Source organism: Micromonospora sp. WMMD1102, assembly GCF_029626265.1.
Lineage (GTDB): Bacteria > Actinomycetota > Actinomycetes > Mycobacteriales > Micromonosporaceae > Plantactinospora.
In genome coordinates this window covers 5,584,549-5,610,644 of record NZ_JARUBN010000001.1, presented here as the reverse complement: position 1 = coordinate 5,610,644, position 26,096 = coordinate 5,584,549, and the positions used below count along the sequence as shown (strand labels likewise).

20 protein-coding genes are annotated in these 26,096 nt (G+C 73.1%); all 20 read left to right on the top strand.

Translation table 11 applies throughout. The features are described 5' to 3' along the window. Positions 1-39 precede the first annotated feature (39 nt). The 20 genes from dnaG (at position 40) to O7626_RS24995 (ending at position 26,039) form a co-directional block, all read left to right on the top strand. On the top strand, positions 40-1,920 hold the full coding sequence (dnaG, locus tag O7626_RS25090; RefSeq protein ID WP_278063557.1) for a DNA primase: 1,881 nt from the start codon (positions 40-42) through the stop codon (positions 1,918-1,920). 17 nt (positions 1,921-1,937) lie between these two features. Then, positions 1,938-2,459, top strand: coding sequence for a hypothetical protein (locus tag O7626_RS25085; protein ID WP_278066304.1), 522 nt, complete (start codon positions 1,938-1,940; stop codon positions 2,457-2,459). 190 nt (positions 2,460-2,649) lie between these two features. Next, a complete protein-coding gene (locus O7626_RS25080; protein WP_278063556.1) occupies positions 2,650-3,582 on the top strand; it encodes an ABC transporter ATP-binding protein in 933 nt (310 codons plus the stop codon). A gap of 1 nt (position 3,583) precedes the next feature. Further along, complete coding sequence (locus tag O7626_RS25075; RefSeq protein WP_278063555.1) at positions 3,584-4,396, top strand: ABC transporter permease; 813 nt, start codon at positions 3,584-3,586, stop codon at positions 4,394-4,396. 66 nt (positions 4,397-4,462) lie between these two features. After that, the gene (locus tag O7626_RS25070; RefSeq protein WP_278063554.1) at positions 4,463-5,272 is read left to right on the top strand and encodes an ABC transporter permease; all 810 of its coding nucleotides are present in this window, start codon (positions 4,463-4,465) and stop codon (positions 5,270-5,272) included. A 178-nt stretch (positions 5,273-5,450) separates the two neighbouring features. Next, positions 5,451-6,401, top strand: a complete 951-nt coding sequence (locus O7626_RS25065) for a YihY/virulence factor BrkB family protein (protein ID WP_278063553.1) — start codon at positions 5,451-5,453, stop codon at positions 6,399-6,401. Positions 6,402-6,591: 190 nt separating this feature from the next. After that, the gene (locus O7626_RS25060; protein WP_278063552.1) at positions 6,592-7,770 is read left to right on the top strand and encodes an ROK family transcriptional regulator; all 1,179 of its coding nucleotides are present in this window, start codon (positions 6,592-6,594) and stop codon (positions 7,768-7,770) included. A gap of 202 nt (positions 7,771-7,972) precedes the next feature. After that, positions 7,973-9,718, top strand: coding sequence for a sugar ABC transporter ATP-binding protein (locus O7626_RS25055; protein ID WP_278063551.1), 1,746 nt, complete (start codon positions 7,973-7,975; stop codon positions 9,716-9,718). Further along, on the top strand, positions 9,715-10,845 hold the full coding sequence (locus O7626_RS25050; RefSeq protein ID WP_278063550.1) for an ABC transporter permease: 1,131 nt from the start codon (positions 9,715-9,717) through the stop codon (positions 10,843-10,845). Before O7626_RS25055 ends, O7626_RS25050 begins: the two co-directional genes overlap by 4 nt. Positions 10,846-10,958: 113 nt before the next feature. Next, on the top strand, positions 10,959-12,044 hold the full coding sequence (locus O7626_RS25045; protein ID WP_278063549.1) for a substrate-binding domain-containing protein: 1,086 nt from the start codon (positions 10,959-10,961) through the stop codon (positions 12,042-12,044). A 21-nt stretch (positions 12,045-12,065) separates the two neighbouring features. After that, positions 12,066-13,274: a Gfo/Idh/MocA family oxidoreductase gene (locus O7626_RS25040; RefSeq protein ID WP_278063548.1), complete on the top strand. Its 1,209-nt coding sequence runs from the start codon at positions 12,066-12,068 to the stop codon at positions 13,272-13,274. A gap of 989 nt (positions 13,275-14,263) precedes the next feature. Then, positions 14,264-15,433, top strand: a complete 1,170-nt coding sequence (locus O7626_RS25035; RefSeq protein ID WP_278063547.1) for an inositol-3-phosphate synthase — start codon at positions 14,264-14,266, stop codon at positions 15,431-15,433. Beyond that, positions 15,417-16,337, top strand: coding sequence for an SCO3242 family prenyltransferase (locus O7626_RS25030; protein WP_278063546.1), 921 nt, complete (start codon positions 15,417-15,419; stop codon positions 16,335-16,337). The genes O7626_RS25035 and O7626_RS25030 overlap by 17 nt, the downstream gene beginning before the upstream one ends. Continuing rightward, positions 16,334-17,287, top strand: a complete 954-nt coding sequence (locus O7626_RS25025) for a sugar phosphate isomerase/epimerase family protein (RefSeq protein WP_278063545.1) — start codon at positions 16,334-16,336, stop codon at positions 17,285-17,287. The genes O7626_RS25030 and O7626_RS25025 overlap by 4 nt, the downstream gene beginning before the upstream one ends. A gap of 78 nt (positions 17,288-17,365) precedes the next feature. Then, complete coding sequence (locus O7626_RS25020) at positions 17,366-18,049, top strand: EboA domain-containing protein (protein WP_278063544.1); 684 nt, start codon at positions 17,366-17,368, stop codon at positions 18,047-18,049. Continuing rightward, complete coding sequence (locus O7626_RS25015; protein ID WP_278063543.1) at positions 18,049-18,945, top strand: TatD family hydrolase; 897 nt, start codon at positions 18,049-18,051, stop codon at positions 18,943-18,945. Before O7626_RS25020 ends, O7626_RS25015 begins: the two co-directional genes overlap by 1 nt. After that, on the top strand, positions 18,945-20,243 hold the full coding sequence (gene eboE, locus O7626_RS25010) for a metabolite traffic protein EboE (RefSeq protein WP_278063542.1): 1,299 nt from the start codon (positions 18,945-18,947) through the stop codon (positions 20,241-20,243). Before O7626_RS25015 ends, eboE begins: the two co-directional genes overlap by 1 nt. Next, the gene (locus O7626_RS25005; RefSeq protein ID WP_278063541.1) at positions 20,236-21,657 is read left to right on the top strand and encodes a nucleotide pyrophosphatase/phosphodiesterase family protein; all 1,422 of its coding nucleotides are present in this window, start codon (positions 20,236-20,238) and stop codon (positions 21,655-21,657) included. Before eboE ends, O7626_RS25005 begins: the two co-directional genes overlap by 8 nt. Further along, positions 21,654-22,721, top strand: a complete 1,068-nt coding sequence (locus O7626_RS25000; RefSeq protein WP_278063540.1) for a polyprenyl synthetase family protein — start codon at positions 21,654-21,656, stop codon at positions 22,719-22,721. The genes O7626_RS25005 and O7626_RS25000 overlap by 4 nt, the downstream gene beginning before the upstream one ends. A gap of 432 nt (positions 22,722-23,153) precedes the next feature. Beyond that, positions 23,154-26,039, top strand: a complete 2,886-nt coding sequence (locus O7626_RS24995) for a PQQ-dependent sugar dehydrogenase (RefSeq protein WP_278063539.1) — start codon at positions 23,154-23,156, stop codon at positions 26,037-26,039. Positions 26,040-26,096: the final 57 nt, after the last annotated feature.

The window sequence follows — 26,096 nt, the reverse complement described above, 5'->3', positions numbered from 1 at the left end:
TCCGGCAGGGCAGGATGTAGGGCCGAGGGGGTGAGGCCGGTGGCCGGGCGGATCCGCGACGAGGACATCGCGCTGGTACGCGAGCGCACCTCGATTGCCGACATCATCTCCGAGACCGTCACGCTGCGGTCGGCCGGCGGCGGCAACCTCAAGGGCCTCTGCCCGTTCCACGACGAGAAGACCCCGTCGTTCACCGTCGCTCCTGCCCGAAATGTCTATTTCTGCCACGGTTGTGGGGCAGGCGGGGACGCGATCAAGTTCCTGATGGACGCCGAGCACCTGACCTTCGTCGAGTCGGTCGAACGGCTCGCCGACCGGGCCAACCTCCAGCTGCGCTACATCGAGGCCGGCCCGGCGCCGGTCCGGCCGCAGCAGGGCCAGAAGCAGCGGCTGGTTGCCGCGCACACCGCCGCCGCCGAGTTCTACGCCGGCCAGCTCGGCGCCGCCGGGGCCCGGCCGGCCCGGGAGTTCCTGGCCCAGCGCGGCTTCGACCGCACGGCGGCGCAGACGTACGGCTGCGGCTTCGCCCCGGACGGCTGGGACCCGCTCACCAAACACCTGCGGCAGCAGGGCTTCACGGCGCAGGAACTGGTCACCGCCGGGCTGGCCAAACCGGCCCGGTCCGGCTCGCTCATCGACCGGTTCCGGCGCCGGCTGCTCTGGCCGATCAAGGACCTGACCGGCGACGTGATCGGCTTCGGCGCCCGCAAGCTCTTCGACGACGACGACGGCCCGAAATACCTGAACACCCCGGAGACGCCGATCTACAAGAAGTCGCACGTGCTCTACGGCATCTCCCAGGCGAAGCGGGAGATCGCCCGGCAGGGGCGGGCGGTGATCGTCGAGGGGTACACCGACGTGATGGCCTGCCACCTGGCCGGGGTGCCGACGGCGGTGGCGACCTGCGGCACGGCGTTCGGCACCGACCACATCTCGGTGCTGCGCCGGCTGCTGATGGACACCGACTCGGTGGCCGGCGAGATCATCTTCACCTTCGACGGCGACGCCGCCGGGCAGAAGGCGGCGCTGCGGGCCTTCGAGGACGACCAGCGGTTCGTCGGGCGTACCTTCATCGCGATCAGCCCGGACAACATGGACCCGTGCGAGCTGCGGCTGGCAAAGGGCGACCTGGCGGTGCGGGACCTGGTCGCCCGCCGCGAACCGCTCGTCGACTTCGCGCTGCGCCAGATCCTCGACCGGTACGACCTGGACACCGTCGACGGCCGGGTGGAGGCGATGCGCCGGGCCGCGCCGTTGGTGGCCCGGCTCAAGGACCGGGAGAAGCGCCCGGAGTACGTCCGCAAGCTCGCCGGTGACCTCGGCATGGAGATCGAGCCGGTGCAGCGGGCGGTGCTGAACGCCGCCGCCGCAGGGCAGGGGACCGGGCAGTCCCGTCGGGGCACCGAGCCGACCCGGCCGCAGCGACCGGTCGCCGAGCCGGTGATCGACAACCCGCAGTCGCTCGTGGAACGGGAGGCGCTCAAACTCGCCCTCCAGGTGCCGGTGCTGGCCGGCCCGATGTTCGACGCGCTGGCCGCCGAGGTCTACCTGCACCCCGTACACCGGGTGGTGCGGGCCGCGGTCGAGGAGGCCGGCGGCGCGGCGTCGGCGACCGGCGGCGCGGTCTGGATCGAACGGGTCCGGGACGCCTGCGGCGACCTGGCCGCGGCGGCGCTCGTCGGCGAGCTGGCCGTGGAGCCGCTGCGACTGGACGGCGAACCCGATCCCCGGTACGTCTCGATCACCCTGGCCCGGCTGGAGTGGGGGTCGGTGACCAGCCGGATCCGGGACCTGAAGTCGAAGGTGCAGCGGGTCAACCCGACCGCCAACAAGGACGAGTACTTCGCGCTCTTCGGCGAGTTGCTCTCCCTGGAACAGCACGCGCGAGCCCTGCGGGAGCAGGCGATGGGGGGTCTGTGACCGTGCAGGGGTTCAACCTGTTCCGGCGGGGCCGGAAGCTGCCGCCCGATCGGCGTCCCCGGCTGGAGCCCGCCGAGCGGGTGCTCGACTGGGCCCGGGCGGCCGACGGCGAGGAAATCGTGGTGGTCACCGACCGTGGGCTCTGGCTGCCCGGCGAGGTGGCCCGGCTCGGCTGGCACGACGTGCACAAGGCGGTCTGGTCGGGGCGGGATCTGGCGGTCACCCCGGCCGAGCTGGTCGAGGAACGCGCCGACTACCGGGTGGTGGCGGACGGCGCGGTCCGGACGTACCTGCTCCTCGATCCGGGTGACGTGCCGCACCAGGTGCGGGCCAGGGTGACCCGGTCGGTGGGGTACACGGCGCACCACCGGTTGCCCGGTGGCGGCCTGCGGATAGCGGCCCGGCAGGTGCGCGGCGTCGACGGGCTGACCTGGACGGTCCGCTACGACCCGGGTACCCCGGCCGACGATCCCGCCGTGCTGGCCGAGACCGACCGCCTGGTGGCGGCGGCCCGCTCCGGGACCGACCCGGACCTCTGAGCCGGCGCGGTCGCATCGCTCCCGGCCGCCGTCGGTGGCCCGACGAGCCGGCGCGGTCGGACCGCGACCTCCGGGCTGCCGTCGGTGATCCGACCCGGGGTGCGCCCGCCGCTGGTGGCCGGGTGACCTGGGCCGCTGTGTGGCCGAAACTCGGTGGGGCATGTCGGACCCGGCGGTTATGGTCGAGCCCGTGGCTAGGGACGGGATTCTCATCCAGGCGCGAGGACTGGTCAAACGGTTCGGGGACTTCACCGCCGTCGATGGGATCGACGTCGAGGTGCGGTCGGGGGAGGCGTTCGGCTTCCTCGGTCCGAACGGTGCCGGCAAGAGCTCGACGATGCGGATGATCGGCTGTGTCTCGCCGCCGACCGACGGCGAGTTGCAGATCATGGGGATGGACCCCCGGCGGAACGGGCCGGAGATCCGGGCCCGGCTCGGCGTCTGCCCGCAGTCGGACAACCTCGACCAGGAGCTGACCGTCCGGGAAAACCTGACCACCTATGCCCGCTACTTCGGCATCCCGCGCCGGGTGGCCCGGGAGCGCGCCGCCGAGCTGCTCGACTTCGTGCAGCTCGCCGAGCGGGCCGGCAGCAAGGTGGAGCCGCTCTCCGGCGGCATGAAGCGGCGGTTGACGATCGCCCGCGCGCTTGTCAACGAGCCGGACATCGTGCTGCTGGACGAGCCGACCACCGGGCTGGACCCGCAGGCCCGGCACCTGGTCTGGGAGCGGCTGTTCCGGCTCAAGCAGCAGGGGGTCACGCTCGTGCTGACCACCCACTACATGGACGAGGCCGAGCAGCTCTGCGACCGGCTGGTGGTGATGGACGGCGGCCGGATCGTCGCCGAGGGTTCGCCCCGGGCGCTGATCGAGCGCTACTCGACCCGTGAGGTGGTCGAGCTGCGGTTCGCCGGTGAGAGCCAGGAGGCCTTCGCCGGCAAGCTGGACGGGCTCGCCGAGCGGATCGAGGTGCTGCCGGACCGGATCCTGCTCTACGTCACCGACGGCGATGCCGCGGTGGCCGAGGTGCACGCCCGGGCGCTGTCCCCGGCCAGCGTGCTGGTCCGGCGAAGCAGCCTGGAGGACGTCTTCCTGCACCTGACCGGCCGGACGTTGGTGGACTGAGATGGCCCTGCTGGAGACCCCGCCGGTGACCCGGCCGCCGGCCGGTGTGGTCGGCCGGTTCCGCGCGCTGGCGGTGCTCGAATACCACCTGGTGGCATACCGGCGCACCTGGCGGGCCGGCGTCTTCTCGTCGTTCCTGCTGCCGCTGCTCACCATGCTCGGCTTCGGGGTGGGCGTCGGGGCGTACGTCGAGGCGCCGGTGGCCGGGGTGAGCTACCTCGACTTCCTGGTGCCGGGCCTGATCGCCTCGACAGTGCTCCAGGTGGCGATCGGCGAGTCCACCTGGCCGGTGCTCGGCAACTTCGAGTGGATCAGGATCTACTTCGCGCAGGCGGCCACCCCGCTGCGGGTCGCGGACATCCTCGGCGGCCAGCTCAGCTTCGTGCTCTTCCGGGTGCTCAGCAGCAGCCTCGGCTTCCTGCTGGTGGCGGCGGCGTTCGGCACGCTGCACTCGCCGTGGGCGCTGGCGACCCTGCCGCTGGTGGCGCTGGTCGGGGCGGCGGTGGCGGCACCGGTCTTCGCGTACAGTTCCTCGATCCGCAGCGACAGCTACCTGGCGCTGCTGTTCCGGTTCGCGGTGATCCCGATGACCCTCTTCGCCGGGGTGTTCTTCCCGGTCGAGTCGCTGCCGGCGGTGCTGCGCTGGCTGGCGTACGCCTCGCCGCTCTGGCACGGCGTCGACCTGTGCCGGGCCGCCACCCTCGGCGTCGCGCCGGCCTGGTCGGTCGCCGGTCACCTGCTCTACCTCGCCGCCTGGGCCGCCGTCGGCTGGTGGCTGGCGCACGCGGCGTTCCGTCGTCGGCTGGTGGTCTGAGTCGTCGTCGGCCGCCGTCCGCCCCGTCCGGTCTTCCGGCCGTTCCGAGCAGCAGAGAGGCTTGTCGTGGTCAGCATCGTCCTGCCCCGGCTGATCAGTTTCGAGGGTGCGCCCCGGCGGGCGGCCTCGGTGACCGAACGCAACGTCGCCGCACTGAAGTCCGCGTACTGGGTGGTGCTGATCTCGGGCTTCTTCGAGCCGCTGCTCTATCTGCTCTCCATCGGCGTCGGGGTGGGGGAGCTGGTCGGCGACCTGACGCTGCCGGGCGGCACCGTGGTGTCGTACGCGGCCTTCGTGGCGCCGGCGATGCTGGCAGCCTCGGCGATGAGCGGGGCGCTGGCCGAAACGACGTTCAACTTCTTCGGCAAGATGAAGTACATGAAGCTGTACGACGGGATCCTCGCCACCCCGGTGCAGCCGTTCGAGATCGCCCTCGGCGAGCTGGGCTGGGCGATGCTCCGGGGCAGCCTCTACTCGGCGGCGTTCCTGGCCGTGATGGTGGGGCTGGACCTGACCAGCCCGGTACGCGCACTCGTCGCCTTCCCGGCCGCCGTGCTCGTCGGCTTCGCGTTCGGCGGGCTGGGCATGGCGCTCTCCACCTTCATGCGCAGCTGGCAGGACTTCGACCTGATGGGCTCGGCCCAGTTCGCCCTCTTCCTCTTCTCCGGGACGTTCGTGCCGGCCGAGGCGTACCCGGCGGTGCTGCGCTGGCTGGTGGAGGTGACGCCGCTCTACCGCGCGGTGCACCTGGTCCGGGGCATCACGGTGCAGGGCGGCGGCTGGGCCGAACTCCTCGACGTCGGCTACCTGCTCGGAGTGACCGCGCTCGGCCTCTTCGTCGCCGGCCGCCGGATGGGCCGGCTGCTCTGCAAGTGAACCCGGGCGGCGGTCGGGACGGGGAAAGGGCGCGCCGGGGCGGGACGGGACAGGGCGTGCCGGCCCGAGCCTGACCGATAAGCCGGACGCGACCATCCCGGATGACTACTTTGAGTAGTTAGGCGACAGCGCCGACTGCCGGAGTGGTCGGCGGCGGGGTGCCGGCGAGGAGGGCGGGATGACCGGCAAGCGGACGTCCGGGTCGCCGTGGCGGCTGCCCCGGGGCGCCTGGGCCGCGGTGCTGCGCCGGACCCTCCGGGAGGCGCAGGCGGACAACCTCACCGACTGGGCGGCGGCGCTCACCTACTACGGCGTGCTCTCGCTCTTTCCGGTCCTGCTGGTCCTGGTGGCGGTGCTGGGCCTGCTCGGCGACGCGGCGGTGCGCGGGGTGCGCAACGTGGTCCGGGACGTCGTACCGGCAGCGTCGGCCCGGGACATCCTGCTGACCGGGATCGACCAGGTGCAGGGGAGCACCGGGACCGCCGGTGTGGTGGCGGTGCTCGGCATCCTCGGTGCGTTCTGGACCGCCTCGGGTTATCTCGGCGCCTTCACCCGGGCGGCCAACGTGATCTACGACGTGCCGGAGGGTCGTCCGCTGGCCCGGACCCTGCTGCTGCGGGTCGGCCTGACCGCCCTGGTCGGGCTGCTGGTGCTGGTCAGCCTGGTGCTGCTGGTGTTCAGCGGGCGGCTCTCCGCGCAGCTGGGCCGGCGGCTGGGCGTCGGCGAGGCCGGCGTGACGGCCTGGGACATCGGCAAGTGGCCGGTACTCGTGCTGCTGGTCAGTCTGATCTTCGCCGTGCTCTACTGGGCCGCGCCCAACGTGCGCCAGCGGTTCCGCTGGATCAGTCCCGGCGGCGTCTTCGCGGTGCTGGTCTGGGCGGTGGTCTCGGCCGGCTTCGCGCTCTACGTGAGCTACTTCGCCTCGTACAACCGGACCTACGGCTCGCTGGCCGGTGTGATCGTCTTCCTGGTCTGGCTCTGGCTCTCCAACGTCGCCATCCTGCTCGGTGCCGAACTCAGCGCGGAACTGGAACGGGAGCGGACGATCCGGTCGGGCGGGCCGGCGGACCGCGAACCGTACGTCTCGCTCCGGGACGACCGCAAGCTCAGGAAACGGGATCGCGACTGATCGGCGAGAGCGCTCCCTCGGTCAGGCAGCCCTTCCCTTGATCAACAACTAACTTTCGTCCGTTAGGACAAAAGTTAGCGTCATCTTGGATGAAGCTCTAGACACGCCCTTCCGAAGACTCCTACTGTGTCGAGCACAACGCGCTGACGTTGCGTCGACGTGAACGGATGCCTGACGGAGGTGAGTCCCTGTGCGCACCCCCGAAGCGCTGCATCTGCGGCTGCTCAGGCTGTTGCGCGACGAGGGCGCGGTGTCCCGGGCCGAACTCGCCGACCGGTTGCAGATCCCCCGGCCCCGGTTGCTGGCCGAGCTGGAACGGCTGGTCGGCCTGGGCTACGTGGCGGAGGCCGGACTCGCCGCCTCCCGGGGCGGGCGCCGCTCCACACTCGTCGAACTCAGCCCCGACCTGCGGTTCGCCGCCGTCGACCTGGGCGCCAGCTCGATCGACGTCGAGGTGGTCAACGGCCGGCTCGAACCCGTCGCCGCGTACGCCGAGCCGACCGACATCCGGATCGGCCCCAAGGCGATCCTGCAACGGGTGAACGAGCTGCTGCACAAGGCCCAGGTCGACGGGGCGTACGAGCGGCTGCACGCCGTCGGCATCGGCGTACCCGGGCCGGTGAGCTTCCGGGACGGCGTACCGGTCTCGCCGCCGATCATGCCCGGCTGGGACCGGTTCCCCGTCCGGGAACTGCTGACCCGCGAGCACGGCTGCCCGGCGGTGGTGGACAACGACGTCAACATCATGGCCATCGGCGAGCGGCATGGCGGGGTGGCGCACTCGGTCGACGACTTCCTGTTCGTCAAGATCGGCACCGGCATCGGCTGCGGGATCTACCTCTCCGGCGAGGTCTACCGGGGCACCGACGGCTGTGCCGGCGACATCGGGCACATCCAGGTCGACTCGCACGGGCCGATGTGCTCGTGCGGCAACGTCGGCTGCCTGGAGGCGCTGTTCAGCGGTGCCGCGCTGGCCAAGGAGGCGACCACGGCGGCCCGCAGCGGCGCCTCGCCGGCGCTGGCCGAGCGGCTCACCGCCACCGGTACGGTCACCGCGCTGGACGTCGCCGAGGGCGCCATCGAGGGGGACGTCACCTGCATCCGGCTGATCCGCGACGGCGGTCGCCGGGTCGGCGGCGTACTGGCCGGCCTGGTCAGTTTCGCCAACCCGTCGATGATCGTCATCGGCGGCGGGCTGGCCCAGCTCGGCCACATCCTGCTGGCGGAGATCCGCAGCGTGGTCTACCGGCGCTCGTTGCCGCTGGCCACCGGCAACCTGCCGGTGGTGCTCTCCGAACTCGGTCCCCGGGCCGGGGTCGCCGGGGCGGCCGTGCTCGCCACCGACGTCGCGTTCGGGGAGGCGTCGTGACCGGCCGGAGCGCGGGCGACGGCCGGGGGTGGGGGCCGCGACACGCACCGGGCAGCCGAGCCGACGTCGTGACCGGCCGGAGCGCGGGCGACGGCCGGACCGGCCGGCACCGACCGGTGAAAGCCGCCGGGCGCGTCTTTCGACCCCGGCCACCGGCCCGGCCGGGGGGCCGGGCCGGCGACGAGCAGACCGAGGGGACGTCATGACCGCAGCCGACGAGCGACCCACCCCGGACGGGCGAGCCGCCGCCGAGCAGGCCGCCGACGAGCAGTCCGCCGCCGCCGGAGCCACCGTCCCCGCGCAGCGGACGGCTGCCGGCGAGCGGAGCGGACCCGCCGCGGAAGGCACGGCCGGCGCGGAGGGTGCGGACCCGACCGCCCCGGCCGGCGACCCGCCGCCGCTGGTGAGCGCGCCCGCCGACACCGTTCCCGGCGAGGTCGTGCTGAGGCTCACCGACGTGGTGAAGACCTTCCCCGGCGTACGCGCCCTGGACGGGGTGCAGCTGGAGGTGCGGGCCGGCGAGGTGCACTGCCTGCTCGGCCAGAACGGCGCCGGCAAGTCGACGCTGATCAAGGTGCTCTCCGGTGCCCACCAGCCCGACTCCGGTCAGGTGGAGTGGCTCGGCGAGCCGGCCTCCTTCGGCAACCCGCAGGCCGCGATGAAGGCCGGGATCGCCACCATCTACCAGGAACTCGACCTGGTCGACGACCTCTCGGTGGCGGAGAACGCCTTCCTCGGGCACGAGCCGCGCCAGCTCGGCTTCGTCCGCCGTGGCTACATGGCCCGGCAGACCCGGCAGATCCTGGCCCGGCTCGGGCACCCGGAGATCCCGCCCCGCCGGATGGTCCGCTCGCTGCCGTCGGCCGGCAAGCAGATCGTCAGCATGGCCCGGGCACTCTCGCACGAGGCACGACTGATCATCATGGACGAGCCGAGCGCGGTGCTGGCACACGACGAGGTCGGCAACCTGTTCCGGATCATCCGGGAGCTGACCGCACAGGGCATCGCGGTCATCTACATCTCGCACCGGCTGGAGGAGATCCGCGAGATCGGCGACCGGGTCACCGTACTCAAGGACGGCCGGACCACGGCGGCGAACCTGCCGGCCCGGACCACGCCGACCCGCGACCTGGTCAGCCGGATGACCGGCCGGACCATCGAGTACGTCTTCCCGGACCGCCCCGCCGAGGTGCCGGCCGCCGACGAGTTGCTCCAGGTGCGCGACCTCGGCCGCGAGGGCGAGTTCGCCGACGTGTCGCTCACCGTGCGGGCCGGCGAGATCGTCGGGATCGCCGGGCTTGTCGGCTCGGGCCGGTCCGAGCTGCTGGAGACCATCTTCGGGGCCCGCCGGCCCACCGCCGGCACGGTCACGATGGCCGGCCGGCCGGTCCGGCCGGGCAGTGTCGGCGCAGCCGTGCGGGCCGGGATGGGGATGGCACCGGAGGAGCGCAAGAGCCAGGCACTGCTGCTCGGCGAGCCGATCTACCGCAACGTCACGCTCGCCACCTTCAGCCGCTGGGCCCGGCTCGGCTTCACCGACGCGGGTCGGGAGCGGGCCGAGGCGGAGGAGGTCGCGCAGCGGCTGGAGCTGCGGCCCCGGGACGTGCGACGACCGGTACGCACCCTCTCCGGCGGCAACCAGCAGAAGGTCGTGGTCGGCCGCTGGCTGCTCGGCGGCACCCGGCTGCTGCTGCTCGACGAGCCGACCCGGGGCGTCGACGTCGGCGCCCGGGCCGAGCTGTACCAGGTGATCCGGGCGCTGGCCGCCCAGGGCGTCGGCGTACTGCTGGTCTCCAGCGAGGTGCCGGAGGTGCTCGGCCTGGCCGACCGCGTACTGGTGATGCGGGAGGGCCGGGTGGTGCACGAGGCACCGGCCGGAGAACTCGACGAAGACACCGTGCTCGACCTCGTGATGGCGGGGTCGCTTATGGAGGGGGCGCCAGCGTGACCGAACGTACCGAGACCGCCGCGCCGGCGGGAACGGCGCCGCCCGTGGACCGGCCCGCGCCGGTGTCACCGGCGCCGGCCGGAGCGCCGGCGCCACACGGAGCCGGTGCGGCCGCGAACGGGAACGGCCGGTGGGCCGGCGACGCGGGTGAGACGTTCCGGCGCAACCTGGGCCTGGTCGGGGTACTCGTGGTGCTGATCGTGATCGGCATCGTCACCCGGCCCGACCTCTACGGCGACCCGGCCTGGGTGCGGTCCAACATCTTCTCCATCCTCACCCTGGCCTCGGTGGTCGGCGTGGTGACGGTGGGCATGACCTTCGTGATCATCGGTGGTGGGATCGACCTCTCGGTCGGCGCGATCGTGGCGCTGGCCGGGGTCTGGAGCACCACCGTCGCGACCCAGAGCTACGGCGCCGGAGGGATGATCTTCACGGCGGTCGTGGTGGCGGTCTGCGTCGGGCTGGTGAACGGCTTCCTGATCTCGTACGGCCGGCTGGTGCCGTTCATCGCCACCCTGGCCATGCTGGTCGCCGCCCGGGGGCTCGCCGCGGAGATCTCCGACAAGCAGACCCAGGTCTCCAACAACGCCACGATCAACGGCATCGCGAGCACCGACGTCCTCGGCATCCCGGTGCTGGTCTTCATCCTCGCCGCGGTGGTCGCGGCCGGCTGGGTACTGCTCAACCGCACCACCTTCGGCCGGCGTACGGTCGCGGTCGGCGGCAACCCGGAGGCGGCCCGGCTGGCCGGCATCAACGTACGCCGGCACAGCATGCTGCTCTACGCCCTCTCCGGCCTCTGCTGCGGGATCGCCGCGATCATGCTCACCGCGCAGGCCAACTCCGCGCAGGCGGCGATGGCGAACCTCTACGAACTCGACGCGATCGCCGCGGCGATCATCGGTGGCACGCTGCTCAGCGGTGGCCGGGGCACCATCGTCGGCTCCCTGCTCGGCGTGATCATCTTTGCCACCATCACCAACCTGTTCGCGATCAACGGCCTCTCCACCGAGGCGCAGAACATGGTCAAGGGCGGCATCATCGTCGCCGCCGTACTGGTCCAGCAGTTCCGGTTCAAGTCGGTCACCCAGCTCCTCTCCCGCAACAAACTCACCTCGACGAACTGACACACCGCAACAGATCCGGTGGCGGACACCGCCGGTGGCCGTCCCCGGCCAGCGGCATGCACCCCCACCCATCCCTCACCCCACCCCGAGTCGACATAAACCAGGAGGTCGTCATGACCCAGCACGATCCGCTCCGGCCGGTGCGCGACCTGTCCCGCCGCCGGCTGCTGCTCGGCGGAGCGGCGGCGGGCGCCGGCGCCCTGCTGCTCAGCGCCTGCACCAGCAACGACACCGGCACCGGTGGCGGCGGGAACGAGCAGGTCAAGGAGGCGGACGACGCGGCCAACCCGAACAGCGCGCCGGGTCAGAAGGTGGTCATCGGCTTCTCCGCCCCGGCCGCCGACCACGGCTGGCTCGCCGCCATCACCAAGAACGCCGAGGCGCAGGCGAAGGTCTTCTCCGACGTGGAGTTCAAGACGGTGGCCGCCGGTGCGGACGCCGCCGCCCAGCGGGCCGCGCTGAGCACGCTGATCTCGCAGAAGCCGAACGTGATCGTCATGCTGCCGCACGACGGCAAGGAGCTGAACGCCGCCGGACTGGAGGCGATGAAGGCCGGCATCCCGGTGGTCAACCTGGACCGGGCCTTCCCGGACGCGCTGGCGTACCGGCTCCAGATCAAGGGCGACAACTACGGCATGGGTGTGGCGGCCGGCCGCTACATCGGCGAGCAGATGAAGGCCAAGGGCATCGCCAACCCGATCATCGGCGAGATCGCCGGCATGGACGAACTGGAGCTGACCAAGGAGCGGACCGCCGGCTTCAACGCCGAGCTCGCCGTCTACGGCTTCAAGGTCGCCAACCGGCGGGCCGCCCGGTTCACCGCCGACACCGGCCAGGCCGAAGCCTCCCAGCTGCTCCAGGCACTGCCCAAGATGGACGCGGTGTGGAACCACGACGACGACCAGGGCATCGGGGTACTGGCCGCGATCAAGCAGGCCAACCGCTCCGAGTTCATCATGGTCGGCGGCGCCGGCTCCCTGGCCGCCATCCAGGCCATCGCGGCCGACAACAGCGTCCTGAAGGCAACCGTCACCTACAGCCCGTCGATGGCCTCGTCCGCGATCTCGCTGGCCCGGCTCATCGGTCAGGGGAAGGGCATGTCCGACCTCGTCGAGCTGCAGGTGCCGAAGGAGATCACCTTGGCCTCCGAGACGATCACGAAAGAGAACGCGAGCGAGTACACCAAGCTCGGGTTCTGACACACCGGGGGGAGACCCACCTTGTCCACGAACGAGAAAGAACTGCGGGTCGGCATGGTCGGCTACGCGTTCATGGGCGCCGCGCACTCACAGGCGTGGCGCACCGTGAACCGCGTCTTCGACCTACCGGTACGCGCCCGGATGGCCCTGATCTGCGGCCGTGACGAGTCGAAGGTCGCCGACGCGGCCGGCCGGCTCGGCTGGGACGGGCACACCACCGACTGGCGCGAGCTGATCGCCCGGGACGACATCGACATCGTCGACGTCTGCACACCCGGGGACAGCCACGCCGAGATCACCATCGCGGCCCTGGAGGCGGGCAAGCACGTACTGTGCGAGAAGCCGCTCGCCAACACGGTCGAGGAGGCCCGGGCCATGGTCGCCGCGGCGGCCAAGGCCCAGACGGTGGGCGTACGGGCGATGTGCGGGTTCAACTACCGCCGGGTGCCCGCGGTCAGCCTGATGCGCGAACTGGTCGCATCCGGCCGGCTCGGCGCCATCCGGCACGTCCGCGCGGTCTACCTGCAGGACTGGATCACCGACCCGCAGTTCCCGCTGGTCTGGCGGCTCCAGAAGGACAAGGCCGGGTCAGGTGCGCTCGGCGACATCGGGGCGCACATCATCGACCTGACCCAGTTCGTGACCGGTCAGCGGATCAGCGGGGTCAGCGCGATCACCGAGACCTTCGTGAAGGAGCGGCCGCTGCCGGCCTCCTCCAGCGGGCTGGCGGCGTCGGCCGACGGTGCCGGTGCCACCATGGGCCAGGTCACCGTCGACGACGCGGCGGTCTTCGTGGCCCGGCTCGACGGCGGCGCGATCGCCACCTACGAGGCGACCCGGTTCGCCACCGGCCGGCGCAACGGGCTGCGGGTCGAGATCAACGGCTCGCTCGGCTCGGTGGCGTTCGACCTGGAGCGCCTCAACGAGCTGGAGTTCTACGACGCCTCCGAGCCCGGGGTCGAGCAGGGCTTCCGGCGGATCCTGGTGACCGAGGGCGACCACCCGTACATGGCGGCCTGGTGGCCGCCGGGGCACATCATCGGGTACGAGCACTCGTTCACGCACGAGCTGCGGGACTTCCTCGAGGCGATCGCCAGCGGCTCGGACCCGACCCCGTCCTTCGCCGACGCGCTCCAGGTCCAGCTCGTGCTGGACGCCGTGGAGCGCTCCTCGGAACAGGGTTCCTCCTGGACCGAGGTGGCGGCGGTGCCCGCCGCGGTCACCGCGTAACGCGTCCGTCCGGCGTACCCGGCCGCCCGCATGTCGTGGCGAGCGGCCGGCACCGCCGGAGACGAAGTCGTCCACCCCGTCGGGTGGGCCGGCCCGGCAGAGCGGGCCGGCGGACCCGACCCGAGAGCTTTCCGGAACGGCCGGCGAGGGTCCGGTCGCGGTTGCGCCCCGCGACCGGAGCAGGTCGAACCGGAAGGAGTACGCACACGCCCGGCGGAGTCCGCTCCACACCGGGGGTGTGCGGCAGGTGACACGGCCGTCCGGTGCGGCCGGACCGGGATTCCCCGGCCACACCGGACGCCGGAACCACCCCGGCCACCCGAGCCGGCGGCAGCAGCACACCGGCCACCCCCGGCTGGTGGTAAGACCGCACCGGCCACCCCCGGCCGGTAGGGCACCACCCCGCACCACCGCAGCAGCACACCGGACGGCCCCCGCCCGGTGGCACCACCACACCGGACGACCCCCGGCCGGTGGGCGGCGCCGCACCGTCGCGGCCCCCGCACCGTCGACCATGGACCGTCCCGCACCGTCGACCATGGACCGCACCGCACCGCACCGGACCGCACCGACCGCACCGCACCGCGACCACGCCCGCCGTCCGGGCTGGCCCGCGCCGACGACCTCACCCCGCCGTCGTTCCGGCGGGGCACCACAACTGCACAGGGAACTCGCGACCGGAGCCGGCAACCCCCGCCGCCCGGTCGCCTGGACCGGGGGAGGCAGGACCGCGACGCCGACCGGCCCTGCCTACCAAGCCCCGTCCGCCCGCACGGTCACGGACCCGAGCAGTGTCGTTGCCGCCGACTCCGGCGCTGCCGACGGGATGTTCCACCGCGACGGTCGGGCGGGCGGGGCGCTCTTTTCAGATCCGAGGCAAGATGTCCCGATAGGCGGACTCGGCGGCAACGTCGGGCATATGCACTGGTTCGTCGTCGTACGCCCCCGGTGGACCCAGGGTCGTGCCGGCACCGGAGGGAGGAGTACTGATGCGTACGGGTGTCTGGCTGGTGGGCGGGCGTGGTTCGGTCGCCGTCACCAGCACGATCGGGGCGTTGGCCCTGCGGGCCGGGCTGGCCGAGCCGACGGGCTGCGTGACCGAGCTGCCGGCGCTGCGCAGCGCAGCCCTGCCGGCCCTGGCCGACCTGGTCTTCGGTGGGCACGACGTGGCCACCACGCCACTGGTGAAGAAGGCCGAGGCACTGGCCGAGGCGGGCGTACTGCCGGCGCGGCTGGTGCCGGCGCTGACCGAGGAACTGGGCGGGGTCGAGGCGGAGCTGCGTCCGGCACCGACCGGTGACCCGCAGGCGGCGGTGATCGAGGCGGTCGTCGCCGACCTGACCGCATTCCGCGAGCGGAACCGGCTGGACCGGGTGGTGGTGGTGAACGTCTCCTCGACCGAGCCGGCCCCGGCGGCCCGTCCGGCGTACGCCCGGCTCGCCGACCTGGACGCCGCGCTCGCCGAGGGCAGCCCGCTGCCGGCCAGCTCCGCGTACGCGTACGCCGCCTTCGCCGCCGGCTGCTCCTATGTGGACTTCACCCCGTCGACGGGTGCCCGGCTGCCCGCCCTGGCCGAGCTGTCGGCGCGGGCCGGCGTGCCGTACGCCGGGCACGACGGCAAGACCGGGGAGACCCTGGTCAAGTCGGTCCTCGCCCCGATGTTCGCCATGCGCCACCTGCGGGTGCGCAGCTGGTCCGGGACGAATCTGCTCGGCGGCGGGGACGGCGCCAACCTGGCCGAGCCGGCGGCGAACGCGGCCAAGTCCGCCAGCAAGCAGCGGGTACTCGGCGAGACCCTGGGCTACGTCCCGCAGGGCAACACCCGGATCGAGTACGTCGACGACATCGGCGACTTCAAGACCGCCTGGGACCTGGTCACCTTCGCCGGCTTCCTCGGCACCCCGATGCGGATGGAGTTCACCTGGCACGGCTGCGACTCCTCGCTCGCCGCACCGCTGGTGCTGGACCTGGCCCGGCTGACCGCCGCCGCGCACGCCGCCGGCCGGACCGGTGCACTTCCCGAACTCGCCTTCTTCTTCAAGGACCCGCTCGGCGAGGTGCCGCACGCCCTCGCCGAACAGTGGGCCACGCTGCGCGCCTTCGTCCGCGAGTTGGACCGCCGGCCGACCTTGGGGGGCGCCGATGCCGTCCCTGCGTGACCTGGCCGAGCTGGTCCGGGCCCCGGCCGCGCTCTCGGTGCCCGGGGACGTGGTGGCCGGGGCGGCCGCTGCCGACGCGCTCGACGCCCGGGTACCCGGGCTGGCCGGCGCCTCGGTGCTGCTCTACTGGGCCGGGATGGCGGCCAACGACTGGGCCGACCGGGAACTCGACGCGCGGGAGCGGCCGGAGCGGCCGATCCCCAGTGGACGGGTCTCGCCGGGTCTCGCCCTCGGCCTCTCCGCCGGGCTGACCGCCGCCGGGATCGGGCTCGCCGGGCTGGCCGGTGGCCGCCGGGCGCTGGCCGTGGCGGTGCCGCTGGCCGGCGCGGTCTGGGCGTACGACCTGCGGGCCAAGAACACCGCCGCCGGGCCGGCGGTGATGGCCGCCTGCCGGGGGCTGGACGTGCTGCTCGGCGCCAGCCGGGGGCGGGTGGTCCGGGCGGTGCCGGCGGCGTTGACGGTGGCCGCGCACACGTACACGGTCACCGAGCTGTCCCGGCGGGAGGTCTCCGGCGCCACCCGGGCGCTGCCGGCGGCGACCCTGGCCGGTACCGCCGCGGTGGCCGCCGCCGCGGTTGCCCGGCCGAGGCGCCGGCCCTCGCCGCCGGCTGGCGGGTCGCTGCCGGCCGACGACGCCGCCGGGTCCGTCCGGCCCGGCTGGCGGGCCCTGGTCCCGGCCGCCCTCGTCGGCTGGTACGGCCTCCGCTACGGCGGTGCGCAGGCCCGGGTCGCGGCCGACCCGCAGGCGTCCCGGGTCCGGGCCGCCGTCGGCGCCGGCATCACCGGGCTGCCGGCGTTGCAGGGCGCGCTTGTCGCCCGGGCCGGCGCCGCGCCGCTCGGCGTCGCGGTGGCCGCCGCCGCCCCGCTGGCCCGCCGGCTCGCCCGCTGGGTGTCGCCGACATGACCGCCGCCCCGTCGTTGCGCTTCGGGTACGGCACGAACGGCTTCGCCAACCACCGACTCGACGACGCGCTGCGGGTGATCGCCGACCTCGGCTACCAGGGTGTGGCGCTGACCCTGGACCACGACCACCTGGACCCGTTCGGGCCGAACCTCGCGGCCCGGGTGGCGGCGGTCGGCCGCAGCCTCGCCGCGCACGGCCTCGGGGTGGTGGTCGAGACCGGCGCCCGCTACCTGCTCGATCCCTGGCACAAGCACGCCCCGACGCTGCTGCACGCCGACAACGCGCTGCGGGTCGAGTTCCTGCGCCGGGCCGTCGCGATCGGGGCCGACCTGGGTGCCGAGGCGGTCTCCTTCTGGTCCGGGGTACGACCGGCCGACGTCGACCCGGCGACCGCCTGGGACCGGCTCGTCGCCGGCTGCGCCGAGCTGGTCGAGGCCGCCGACGCGGCCGGGATGCCGCTCGGCTTCGAACCGGAGCCGGGGATGCTGGTCGCCGAGATCGCCGACTGGTGGCGGTTGCGGGACGCCCTCGGTGCTCCGCCCGGCCTCGGCATCACCCTCGACATCGGACACTGCCGGTGCCTGGAGCCGTCGCCGGTGCCGGACTGCGTGGCGCAGGTGGCACCGCACCTGGTCAACGTGCAGATCGACGACATGCGTCGGGGCGTGCACGAGCACCTGGAGTTCGGCACCGGCGAGATCGACTTCCCGCCCGTACTGCGGGCCCTGGCCGAGGCCGGGTACGCCGGGCTGGTCGCCGTGGAACTGCCCCGGCACTCGCACGCCGCACCGTCGGTGGCGGCGCACTCGATCGGCTTCCTCCGCACCGCCGCCGCCGAGGCGGGCCTCGGTACCGCCGGCCCGACCGGGTTCGGGGCGGCGGAGGGCCGGGGGACGCCGGTGCGGGCTACCGGCGGCGCACCGGACCGGGGCGGTGACCGGCAGGGCTGAGGAGAAACGCGCACGACCGGGGGGACGTCCGGGGGGACCGCGACCACCATCCACACCGGAAAGACTGGGGAGGACCGGATGGAACCGGAACCGGAACTGGAACGACTGCGGGCGGCGCTGCTGGCCGTACCCGACGGACCGCCGCCCGACCGGGACCGGCTGCCCGACCGGGACTGGCTGGCCGAGGCGGTCCGCCGGGTCGGCGCCGAACCGGCCGCGCTCGGCCGGCTCTTCGCGGCGGCCGGCCGCAGGTGCGGCCGGGCACCCCTGCCCGGCCTGCCGGACTGGACCGCCGACGACGCCGCCCGGGTGCTGCTGCTCGGTGCGCTGCCCCCGGCCGAGCTGCCCGGCCAGGTCGAGGCCCGCTACCGCGAAGGCGACGCGGCCGAGAAGCGGGCGGTGCTGCGGGCGCTGCCGCTGCTGCCGGTCAGCGACGCCGGGGTGCCGCTGCTGCACGACGCGATCCGGACCAACGACACCCGGCTGGTCGCCGCCGCCCTCGGCCGGTACGCCGACCGGCTCGACCAGGCCGGCTGGCGGCAGGCGGTGCTCAAGTGCGTCTTCACCGGCATCCCGCTGGCCGTGGTGCACCGGCTCGACGAGCGGGCCGACGTCGAGCTGGCGGTGATGCTGGCCGGCCTGGCCGACGAGCGGCGGGCGGCCGGCCGGGAGATGCCGGCGGACGCGACCGCGCTGCTGGACCGACTGAGCACGCCCGACCGGTCGGGGACCCCGAGCCGGTCCGGCGTGGAGGAGGCGTGATGAGGATCTTCGACCCGCACATCCACATGACCTCGCGGACCACCGACGACTACGAACGGATGGCCGCCGCCGGGGTACGCGCCCTGGTGGAGCCGGCGTTCTGGCTCGGCCAGCCGCGGACCAGCGCCGCCTCCTTCGTCGACTACTTCGACGCGCTGGTCGGCTGGGAGCCGTTCCGGGCCGGCCAGTTCGGCATCCGGCACCACGCCACGATCGCGCTGAACCCGAAGGAGGCCAACGACCCGCGCTGCCGGGAGGTGCTCGACCTGCTGCCCCGCTATCTGGACAAGGACGGCGTGGTGGCGGTCGGCGAGGTCGGCTACGACTCGATGACGCCGGAGGAGGACGAGGTCTTCGCCGCCCAGCTCGCCCTGGCGGTCGAGCACGAGCTGCCGGCGCTGGTGCACACCCCGCACCGGGACAAGGCCCGGGGCACCGAGCGGAGCCTGGCGGTGGTCGCCGAGTCCGGCCTCGACCCGGGGCGGGTGGTGATCGACCACCTGAACGAGGTGACCGTGCCGCTGGTCCGGGACAGCGGCTGCTGGCTCGGCTTCTCCATCTATCCGGAGACCAAGATGTCGCCGCCGCGGATGGTCGAGCTGCTCCGGAGGTACGGCACCGAGCGGATGCTCGTCAACTCGGCCGCCGACTGGGGCCGGTCGGATCCGCTGCTGACCCGGGCCACCGGGGAGGCGATGCTGGCCGCCGGCTTCGACGACGACGACGTCGACCGGGTGCTCTGGCGCAACCCGGTCGAGTTCTACGGCCAGTCCGGCCGGCTGGAACTCGACGCGGACGCCCCGGCCGACGGCGACGCCCCGGCCGGCGGGAACGGTCCGGCCGGCGGGGCGGCCGGCACCTTCGAGGGGAACTCGATCCTGCGGGGCGGCAGCTGATGCGGCTGCGGCACGCCGACGGGCAGACGGTGCACCTGAGCTACTGCACGAACGTGCACCCGGCCGAGGACCTGGCCGGGGTGCTGGGGCAGCTCGACACGTACGCGGTGCCGATCCGGGAGCGGTTGGGTGCCGGGGTACTCGGGTTGGGGCTGTGGCTGGCCGCGCCGGTGGCGGCCGGGCTCGCCGCCGACCCGCAGACCCGGCGGAAGCTCCGCGCCGAACTGGTTGCCCGGGGGCTGGAGGTGGTGACCCTGAACGGCTTTCCCTACCAGTCCTTCCACGCCCCGGTGGTGAAGCAGGCCGTCTACCATCCCGACTGGACCACCCGGGAGCGGCTGGTCTACACCCTCAACCTGGCCACCGTACTCGTCGACCTGCTTCCCGACGACGCCGTCCGGGGTTCGGTCTCGACCCTGCCGCTGGCCTGGCGCGAGCCGTGGGAGCGGCGCCAGGCCGACCGGGCGGCCCGGGTGCTGGACGAGCTGGCCGCCGGGCTGACCCAGGTCGCCTGGCGTACCGGCCGGGCGGTGCGGGTCGGCTTCGAGCCGGAGCCCGGCTGCGTGGTCGAGTCGACCGGCCAGGCGGTCGAGGCGCTGTCCCGGGTGGACACCGACCGGCTCGGCATCTGCCTCGACCTGGCCCACCTCGCCTGCGCCTGGGAGGACCCGGCCGAGGCGCTGGGCCGGCTGCGCGCCGCCGGGCTGCCGGTGGTGAAGGTGCAGGTCTCGGCCGCGCTGGCCGCCGCCGACCCGGTCGCCGCCGCCGAGGACCTGCGCGGGTACGTCGAGCCGCGCTTCCTGCACCAGACCCGTACCGAAGCCTGCGCGCACGCCGCCGACCCGGCCGACCCGGCGCACGCCGCCGACGACCTGGACGCGGCGCTGGCCGCCGGCCTGCCCGGCGCCTGGCGGGTGCACTACCACGTGCCGCTGCACGCCGTGCCCGCCGCACCGCTGGAGTCGACGGTCCCGGTACTCCGGGCGGCGCTGCGGGAGTTGTTCGCCGGGCCGGCCGCCGGCTGTGACCACCTGGACGTCGAGACGTACACCTGGGGGGTGTTGCCGGCCGGGCAGCGCCCGGGATCGGAGCCGGAGCTGGCCGGCGGGATCGCCGCCGAGCTGGCCTTCGCCCGCGACGAACTGGTCGCGCTCGGGCTGACCGAGGTCCCCGGCGAACCGACCGGGATCACCGGCGCCCTGTCCGACCCGGCGGGCGCTGATCCGGCGATCGCCGACCCGGCCGACCCGACCGGTCCGGCCACCCCCGAATCCGCGCCGAGGAGGCACGATGGCTAGTCAGCTTGTGGTTGTCGACGTGGTCGGGCTGACCCCCCGGCTGCTGGCCCGGATGCCCCGGCTGCGCGCCCTGGCCGAAGCCGGCTGCCAGACCGAACTCGGCACCGTGCTGCCGGCGGTGACCTGCTCGGCGCAGGCGACCCTGCTCACCGGGGTACTTCCGGCCGAGCACGGCATCGTCGGCAACGGCTGGTACTTCCGGGACCTGGGCGAGGTGTTCCTGTGGCGCCAGCACCACGCGCTGATGGGCGGGGAGAAGGTCTGGCAGGCGGCCCGCCGGCAGCGCCCGGACTACACGGTCGCCAACGTCTGCTGGTGGTACGCGATGGGCGCCGACGTGAACTGGACGGTGACGCCCCGGCCGATCTACTACGCCGACGGTCGCAAGGAACCGGACTGCTACACCGACCCGCCGGAGCTGCACGACGAGCTGACCGGGAAGCTGGGCGGGTTCCCGCTGTTCACGTACTGGGGTCCGGGGGCGGGGCTGCCGTCGTCGGAGTGGATCTGCCGGGCCGCCGTGCAGGTGATGACCGAGAAGAATCCCGACCTGACCCTGGTCTACGTTCCGCACCTCGACTACGACCTGCAACGCTTCGGCCCGTCGTCGGAGCAGGCGGCGGCTGCCGCGACCAAACTCGACGGGGTGCTCGGCCCGCTGCTGGACGCGGCCGCCGCCCGGAACGCGACGGTGGTGGTGCTGTCGGAGTACGGCATCACCGAGGCGAGCCGGCCGGTGGACGTGAACCGGCTGCTCCGGGCCGAGGGGCTGCTCCGGGTCTACACCCAGGACGGGATGGAGTACCTGGATCCGTGGACCTCCCGGGCGTTCGCGGTCGCCGACCACCAGATCGCGCACGTCTACGTCAGGGACCCGGCCGACGTGCCGGCGGTGGCGAAGCTCTGCGCCGGGCTGCCCGGGGTGGCCGAGGTGCTGGACGCCGCCGGCAAGGCCGAGCACGGGCTCGACCACGAGCGCGCCGGTGAGCTGGTGCTGGTCGCCGAGCCGGACGCCTGGTTCACCTACTACTACTGGCTCGACGACGCCCGCGCCCCGGACTTCGCCCGGCTGGTGGAGATCCACCGGAAGCCCGGGTACGACCCGGCGGAGCTGTTCTTCGATCCGGCCGCGCCGGGCGCGGCGAAGCGCCGGGCGGCGGTGGCGCTGGCCCGCAAGAAGCTCGGGATGCGCTATCTGATGAGCGTGGTGGGGTTGGACGCGGGCGCGCGGGCGGTACGCGGCTCGCACGGCCGGCTGCCCGCCGACCCGGCGGACGCCCCGGTGTTGCTCTGCTCGGATCCCTCGGCGGCCCGGGACCGCTACCGGGCCACCGAGGTCAAGGACCTGCTGCTCCGCCTCGCCGGCACCGGTTCCACCGCTGCCGCTGCCCCGGCGACGGGGGAGCGGCCATGACGGCGACCGTGCCGGAGGCGGACCTCGGCGAGTTGCGGAAACGCTTCGACGCCCAGCTCGTCGCGTTCCTCGACCGGCAGGACCCGGACTGGCCGGACGGCGCGCCCCGGGGTGTCTTCACCACGCTGCACCGGTTCGTGCTGGCCGGCGGCAAGCGGCTGCGTCCGCTCTTCTGCTATTGGGGCTGGCGGGCGGCCGGCGGCGCCGACGGTACCCCGATCGTGGCCGCCGCCGCCGCGCTGGAGCTGTTCCACGCCTTCGCGCTGATCCACGACGACATCATGGACGGCAGTGACCGGCGCCGGGGCGAGCCCTCGGTGCACCGGCTCTTCGCCGACCTGCACGCCCGGTCGGCCTGGCGCGGCGACCCGGCCTCGTACGGGCGCAGCACCGCGCTGCTCTGCGGCGACCTCTGCGCCGCCTGGGCCGACCAGCTCTTCCACGAGTGCGGCCTGCCCCCGGCGGAGGTGCACCAGGGGTACGGCGTCTTCGCGACGATGCGTACCGAGGTGATCGCCGGGCAGTACCTCGACCTGGTCTCCGGGGTCGGGGACGGCTCGGTGGCGAGCGCGCTGACCGTGGTGCGGATGAAGGCGGCCCGTTACACGGTGACCCGGCCGTTGCAGATCGGCGCCGCGCTGGCCGGCGGGTCGGCGGAGCTGCTCGCCGCGCTTGCCGCGTTCGGCGACCCGCTCGGCGACGCCTTCCAGCTCCGCGACGACGTGTTGGGGGTCTTCGGCGACCCGGCGTTGACCGGCAAGTCCATCCTGGACGACCTGCGGGAGGGGAAGCCGACGGTGATGATGGCGCTGGCCCGGGGGAGTGCGGACCGGGCACAGGCGCGGCGGCTGAAGGCGCTCTTCGGCAACCCGGAGTTGGATCCGGACGGTGCCGCCGAGCTGCGTTCGATAATCGTCGAGACCGGCGCCCTGGACCGGATCGAGCAGATGATCAAGGTACGTACCGATGCCGCGCTGGCGGCGCTGGCGGAGGCGCCGGTCTCGGCCGAGGCCGCCGCCGTGCTCGCCGCCCTGACGGCCGAGGCGGTCCAGCGGCGCGGATAGCGCTGTCCCGGCGGCTCGGCACGGAGAGCGCTGCCCGGCGTCCCGGCGCGGACGGTGCTGCCCCGGCGGCTCGGTACGGCCGGCGGCGGCCCGGACGACCGTCCGGAGCGGCGCGGACCACAGAAATCTGATCACCAAGTCGCAACTTTTTGCCATCGCGACAGAAGTTCATGTTGGTGTGGCAGAAGGTATGGACACATCAACACATCGAAATTAGTGTGTCGAGCACAGCTCATTCGTATTACGTCGAGGTTACCGGCGGCGCGGTCAGCCCACGACGGCAATCGGCGTACCGGTGTGTCCACATCGGTCGACGGTCGCGGCGGCTTGGCGGGAACGGCGACCCCCGGGCAGAGAACCACCCCGACGGCATCTGGCGCAACGGCGAGCGCCCTGCCTGTACGCACCTGTTCAGGACGGGAGTGCACGACCATGTCTCCACACCAATCCCCACCACGCAGCGGCCGCCAGGCCGGTCGGGCCCGCGCGACGAGGCGCCGGGCCTGGGTCACCGGGGTCGCGCTGCTGGCGGCGACCGCCGTACCAGCGGTAGTCGCCCAGCCCACCCCGGCGCTCGCACACACGATCAACCCGGCCGACTTCCAGCAGGTCACCCTGGCCCGCGGCGTCGCCGAACTGGGCGAGCCGATGTCCCTGGCGGTACTGCCGGACCGCTCGGTCCTGCACACCGCCCGCAACGGCACGCTGCGCCGGACCGACGCCGCCGGGAACACCTCGGTGATCGCGAACATCCCGGTCTACACCCACGACGAGGAGGGGTTGCAGGGCGTCGGGGTGGACCCGAACTTCGCCAGCAACCGGCACATCTACCTCTACTTCGCCCCGCCGCTGTCCACCCCGGGCGGCGACGCGCCGGGCACCGGCACGGCGGCGCAGTTCGCGCCGTTCAGCGGCGTCAACCGGCTGGCCCGGTTCACCCTGAACTCCGACTTCACCGTCAACATGGGCAGCCAGGTGGCGGTGCTCGACGTGGCCGCGGACCGGGGGATGTGCTGCCACGTCGGCGGGGACATCGACTTCGACGCCGCCGGCAACCTCTATCTCTCCACCGGCGACGACAGCAACCCGTTCGAGTCGTCCGGCTACTCCCCGCTCGACGAGCGGACCAACCGCTACCCGGCCTACGACGCGCAGCGGTCGGCCGGCAACACCAACGACCTGCGGGGCAAGATCCTGCGGATCAAGGTGAACGCCAACGGGACGTACTCGATCCCGAGCGGGAACATGTTCGCACCGGGCACCCCGAACACCCGGCCGGAGATCTACGCGATGGGTTTCCGCAACCCGTTCCGGCTTAGCGTCGACCGGGCCACCGGGGTCGTCTACATCTCCGACTACGGCCCGGACGCCGGCTCGACCAACTCCAGCCGTGGGCCCAGCGGCCAGGTCGAGTTCAACCGGGTCCCCGCGCCCGGCAACTACGGCTGGCCGTACTGCACCGGAACGAACACCAGCGCCGAGACCTACAACGAGTACACCTTCCCGAGCGGACCGAGCGCGGCGAAGTACAACTGCACCGGCGGCCCGACGAACAACTCGTTCCGGAACACCGGCCAGGGCACCCTGCCGCCGGCCCAGCCGGCCTGGATCAAGTACGCCGGTGACTCCGGCAGCCCGTCCGAGTTCGGCAGCGGCTCCGAGTCGCCGCACGCCGGCCCGGTCTACCGGTACGACGCCAACAACCCGTCGGCCACCAAGTTCCCGGCCACCTTCGACGGCCAGTTCTTCGCCACCGAGTTCGGCCGGGGCTGGATCAAGCCCATCCACGTGAACGCCGACGGCTCCCGGGGGACCATCGACACCTTCCCGTGGTCCGGCAAGCAGGTGATGGACTCGGCGTTCGGCCCGGACGGCGCCTACTACGTGCTCGACTACGGCGCCGGCTGGGGCAGCGGCGACGCCAACTCGGCGGTCTACCGGTTCGACTACGTCGGCGGCGGCAACCGGGCCCCGATCGCGATGGCCAGCGCCAACCGGACCTCCGGGGCGGCACCGCTGAGCGTGACCTTCTCCTCGGCCGGCTCGACCGACCCGGAGGGCGGCGCGCTCACCTACTCCTGGAACTTCGGCGACGGCACCACCTCGACGGCGGCCAACCCGACGAAGACGTACAACACGAACGGGCAGTACGTCGCGACGCTGACCGTGCGGGATCCGGCCGGCGCGACCGGAACCGCGAGCGTGCCGATCAACGTCGGCAACACCGCGCCGACGGTCACCATCACCGCCCCGGCTCCCGGCCAGGTGGTCGGCTTCGGCGAGGCGGTGCCGTTCCAGATCACCGTCACCGACCCCGAGGACGGCACGGTCGACTGCTCCAAGGTCAAGATGACCTACCTGCTCGGGCACGACAACCACGCCCACGAGATCACCTCGGCCAACGGCTGCACCGGCAGCATCACCATCCCGGTGGACGGCGAACACGACGACGCGGCGAACATCTTCCCGGTCTTCGACGCCCAGTACACCGACAACGGCGGGCTGACCAGCCGTAGCCAGAGCGAGTTGGCGCCGAAGCACCGGCAGGCGGAGCACTACGAAACCTCCTCCGGGGTCGCCAAGTACGCCAAGACGCCCGCCGAGGGCGGCTACACCGTCGGCGACATCAACAACGGCGACTGGATCGCGTTCCAGCCGTACCGGTTGAACAACGTCAACGGGTTCACCGCCCGGGTCTCGTCGGCCGGCGCCGGCGGCACCCTCCAGGTCCGGGCCGGCTCGGCCACCGGCACGGTGCTCGGCAGCGCCGCGGTCCCGGTCACCGGGGCCTGGGACACCTTCACCAACGTCTCCGGCACGATCAGCAACCCGCCGTCCGGCACCACCACGCTCTACCTGACCTTCGCCGGCTCCGGCACCGGCCACCTCTACGACCTCGACGCCTTCACCCTGAACACCGGCACCTCCACCCCGTCGGGCAGCGGGCCGGTCGTCGGGCTGGCCGGCAAGTGCCTGGAGATCGACGGCGGCAACACCGCCGACGGCGCGCAGGCACAGATCTGGAGCTGTACGGGTTCGGCCCACCAGACCTGGACCCGCAACGGACAGACCCTGCGTACGCTCGGCAAGTGCCTGGACGTCAACGGCAACGGCACCGCCAACGGCACCAAGATCCAGCTGTGGACCTGTAACGGCAGTGCCGCCCAGAACTGGGCTCCGCAGTCCGACGGCACGGTCCGCAACCCGAACTCGGGCAAGTGCCTGGACGTCTCCAGCAACAGCTCCACCGACGGCCAGGACGTGCACCTCTGGGAGTGCATAGCCGGCGCCGCCAACCAGCGCTGGACCCTGCCCTGACGTGACCGGTCGGGCCCCCGCGCCGACGCGGGGGCCCTTCCCCCCCACCGCCCTCGT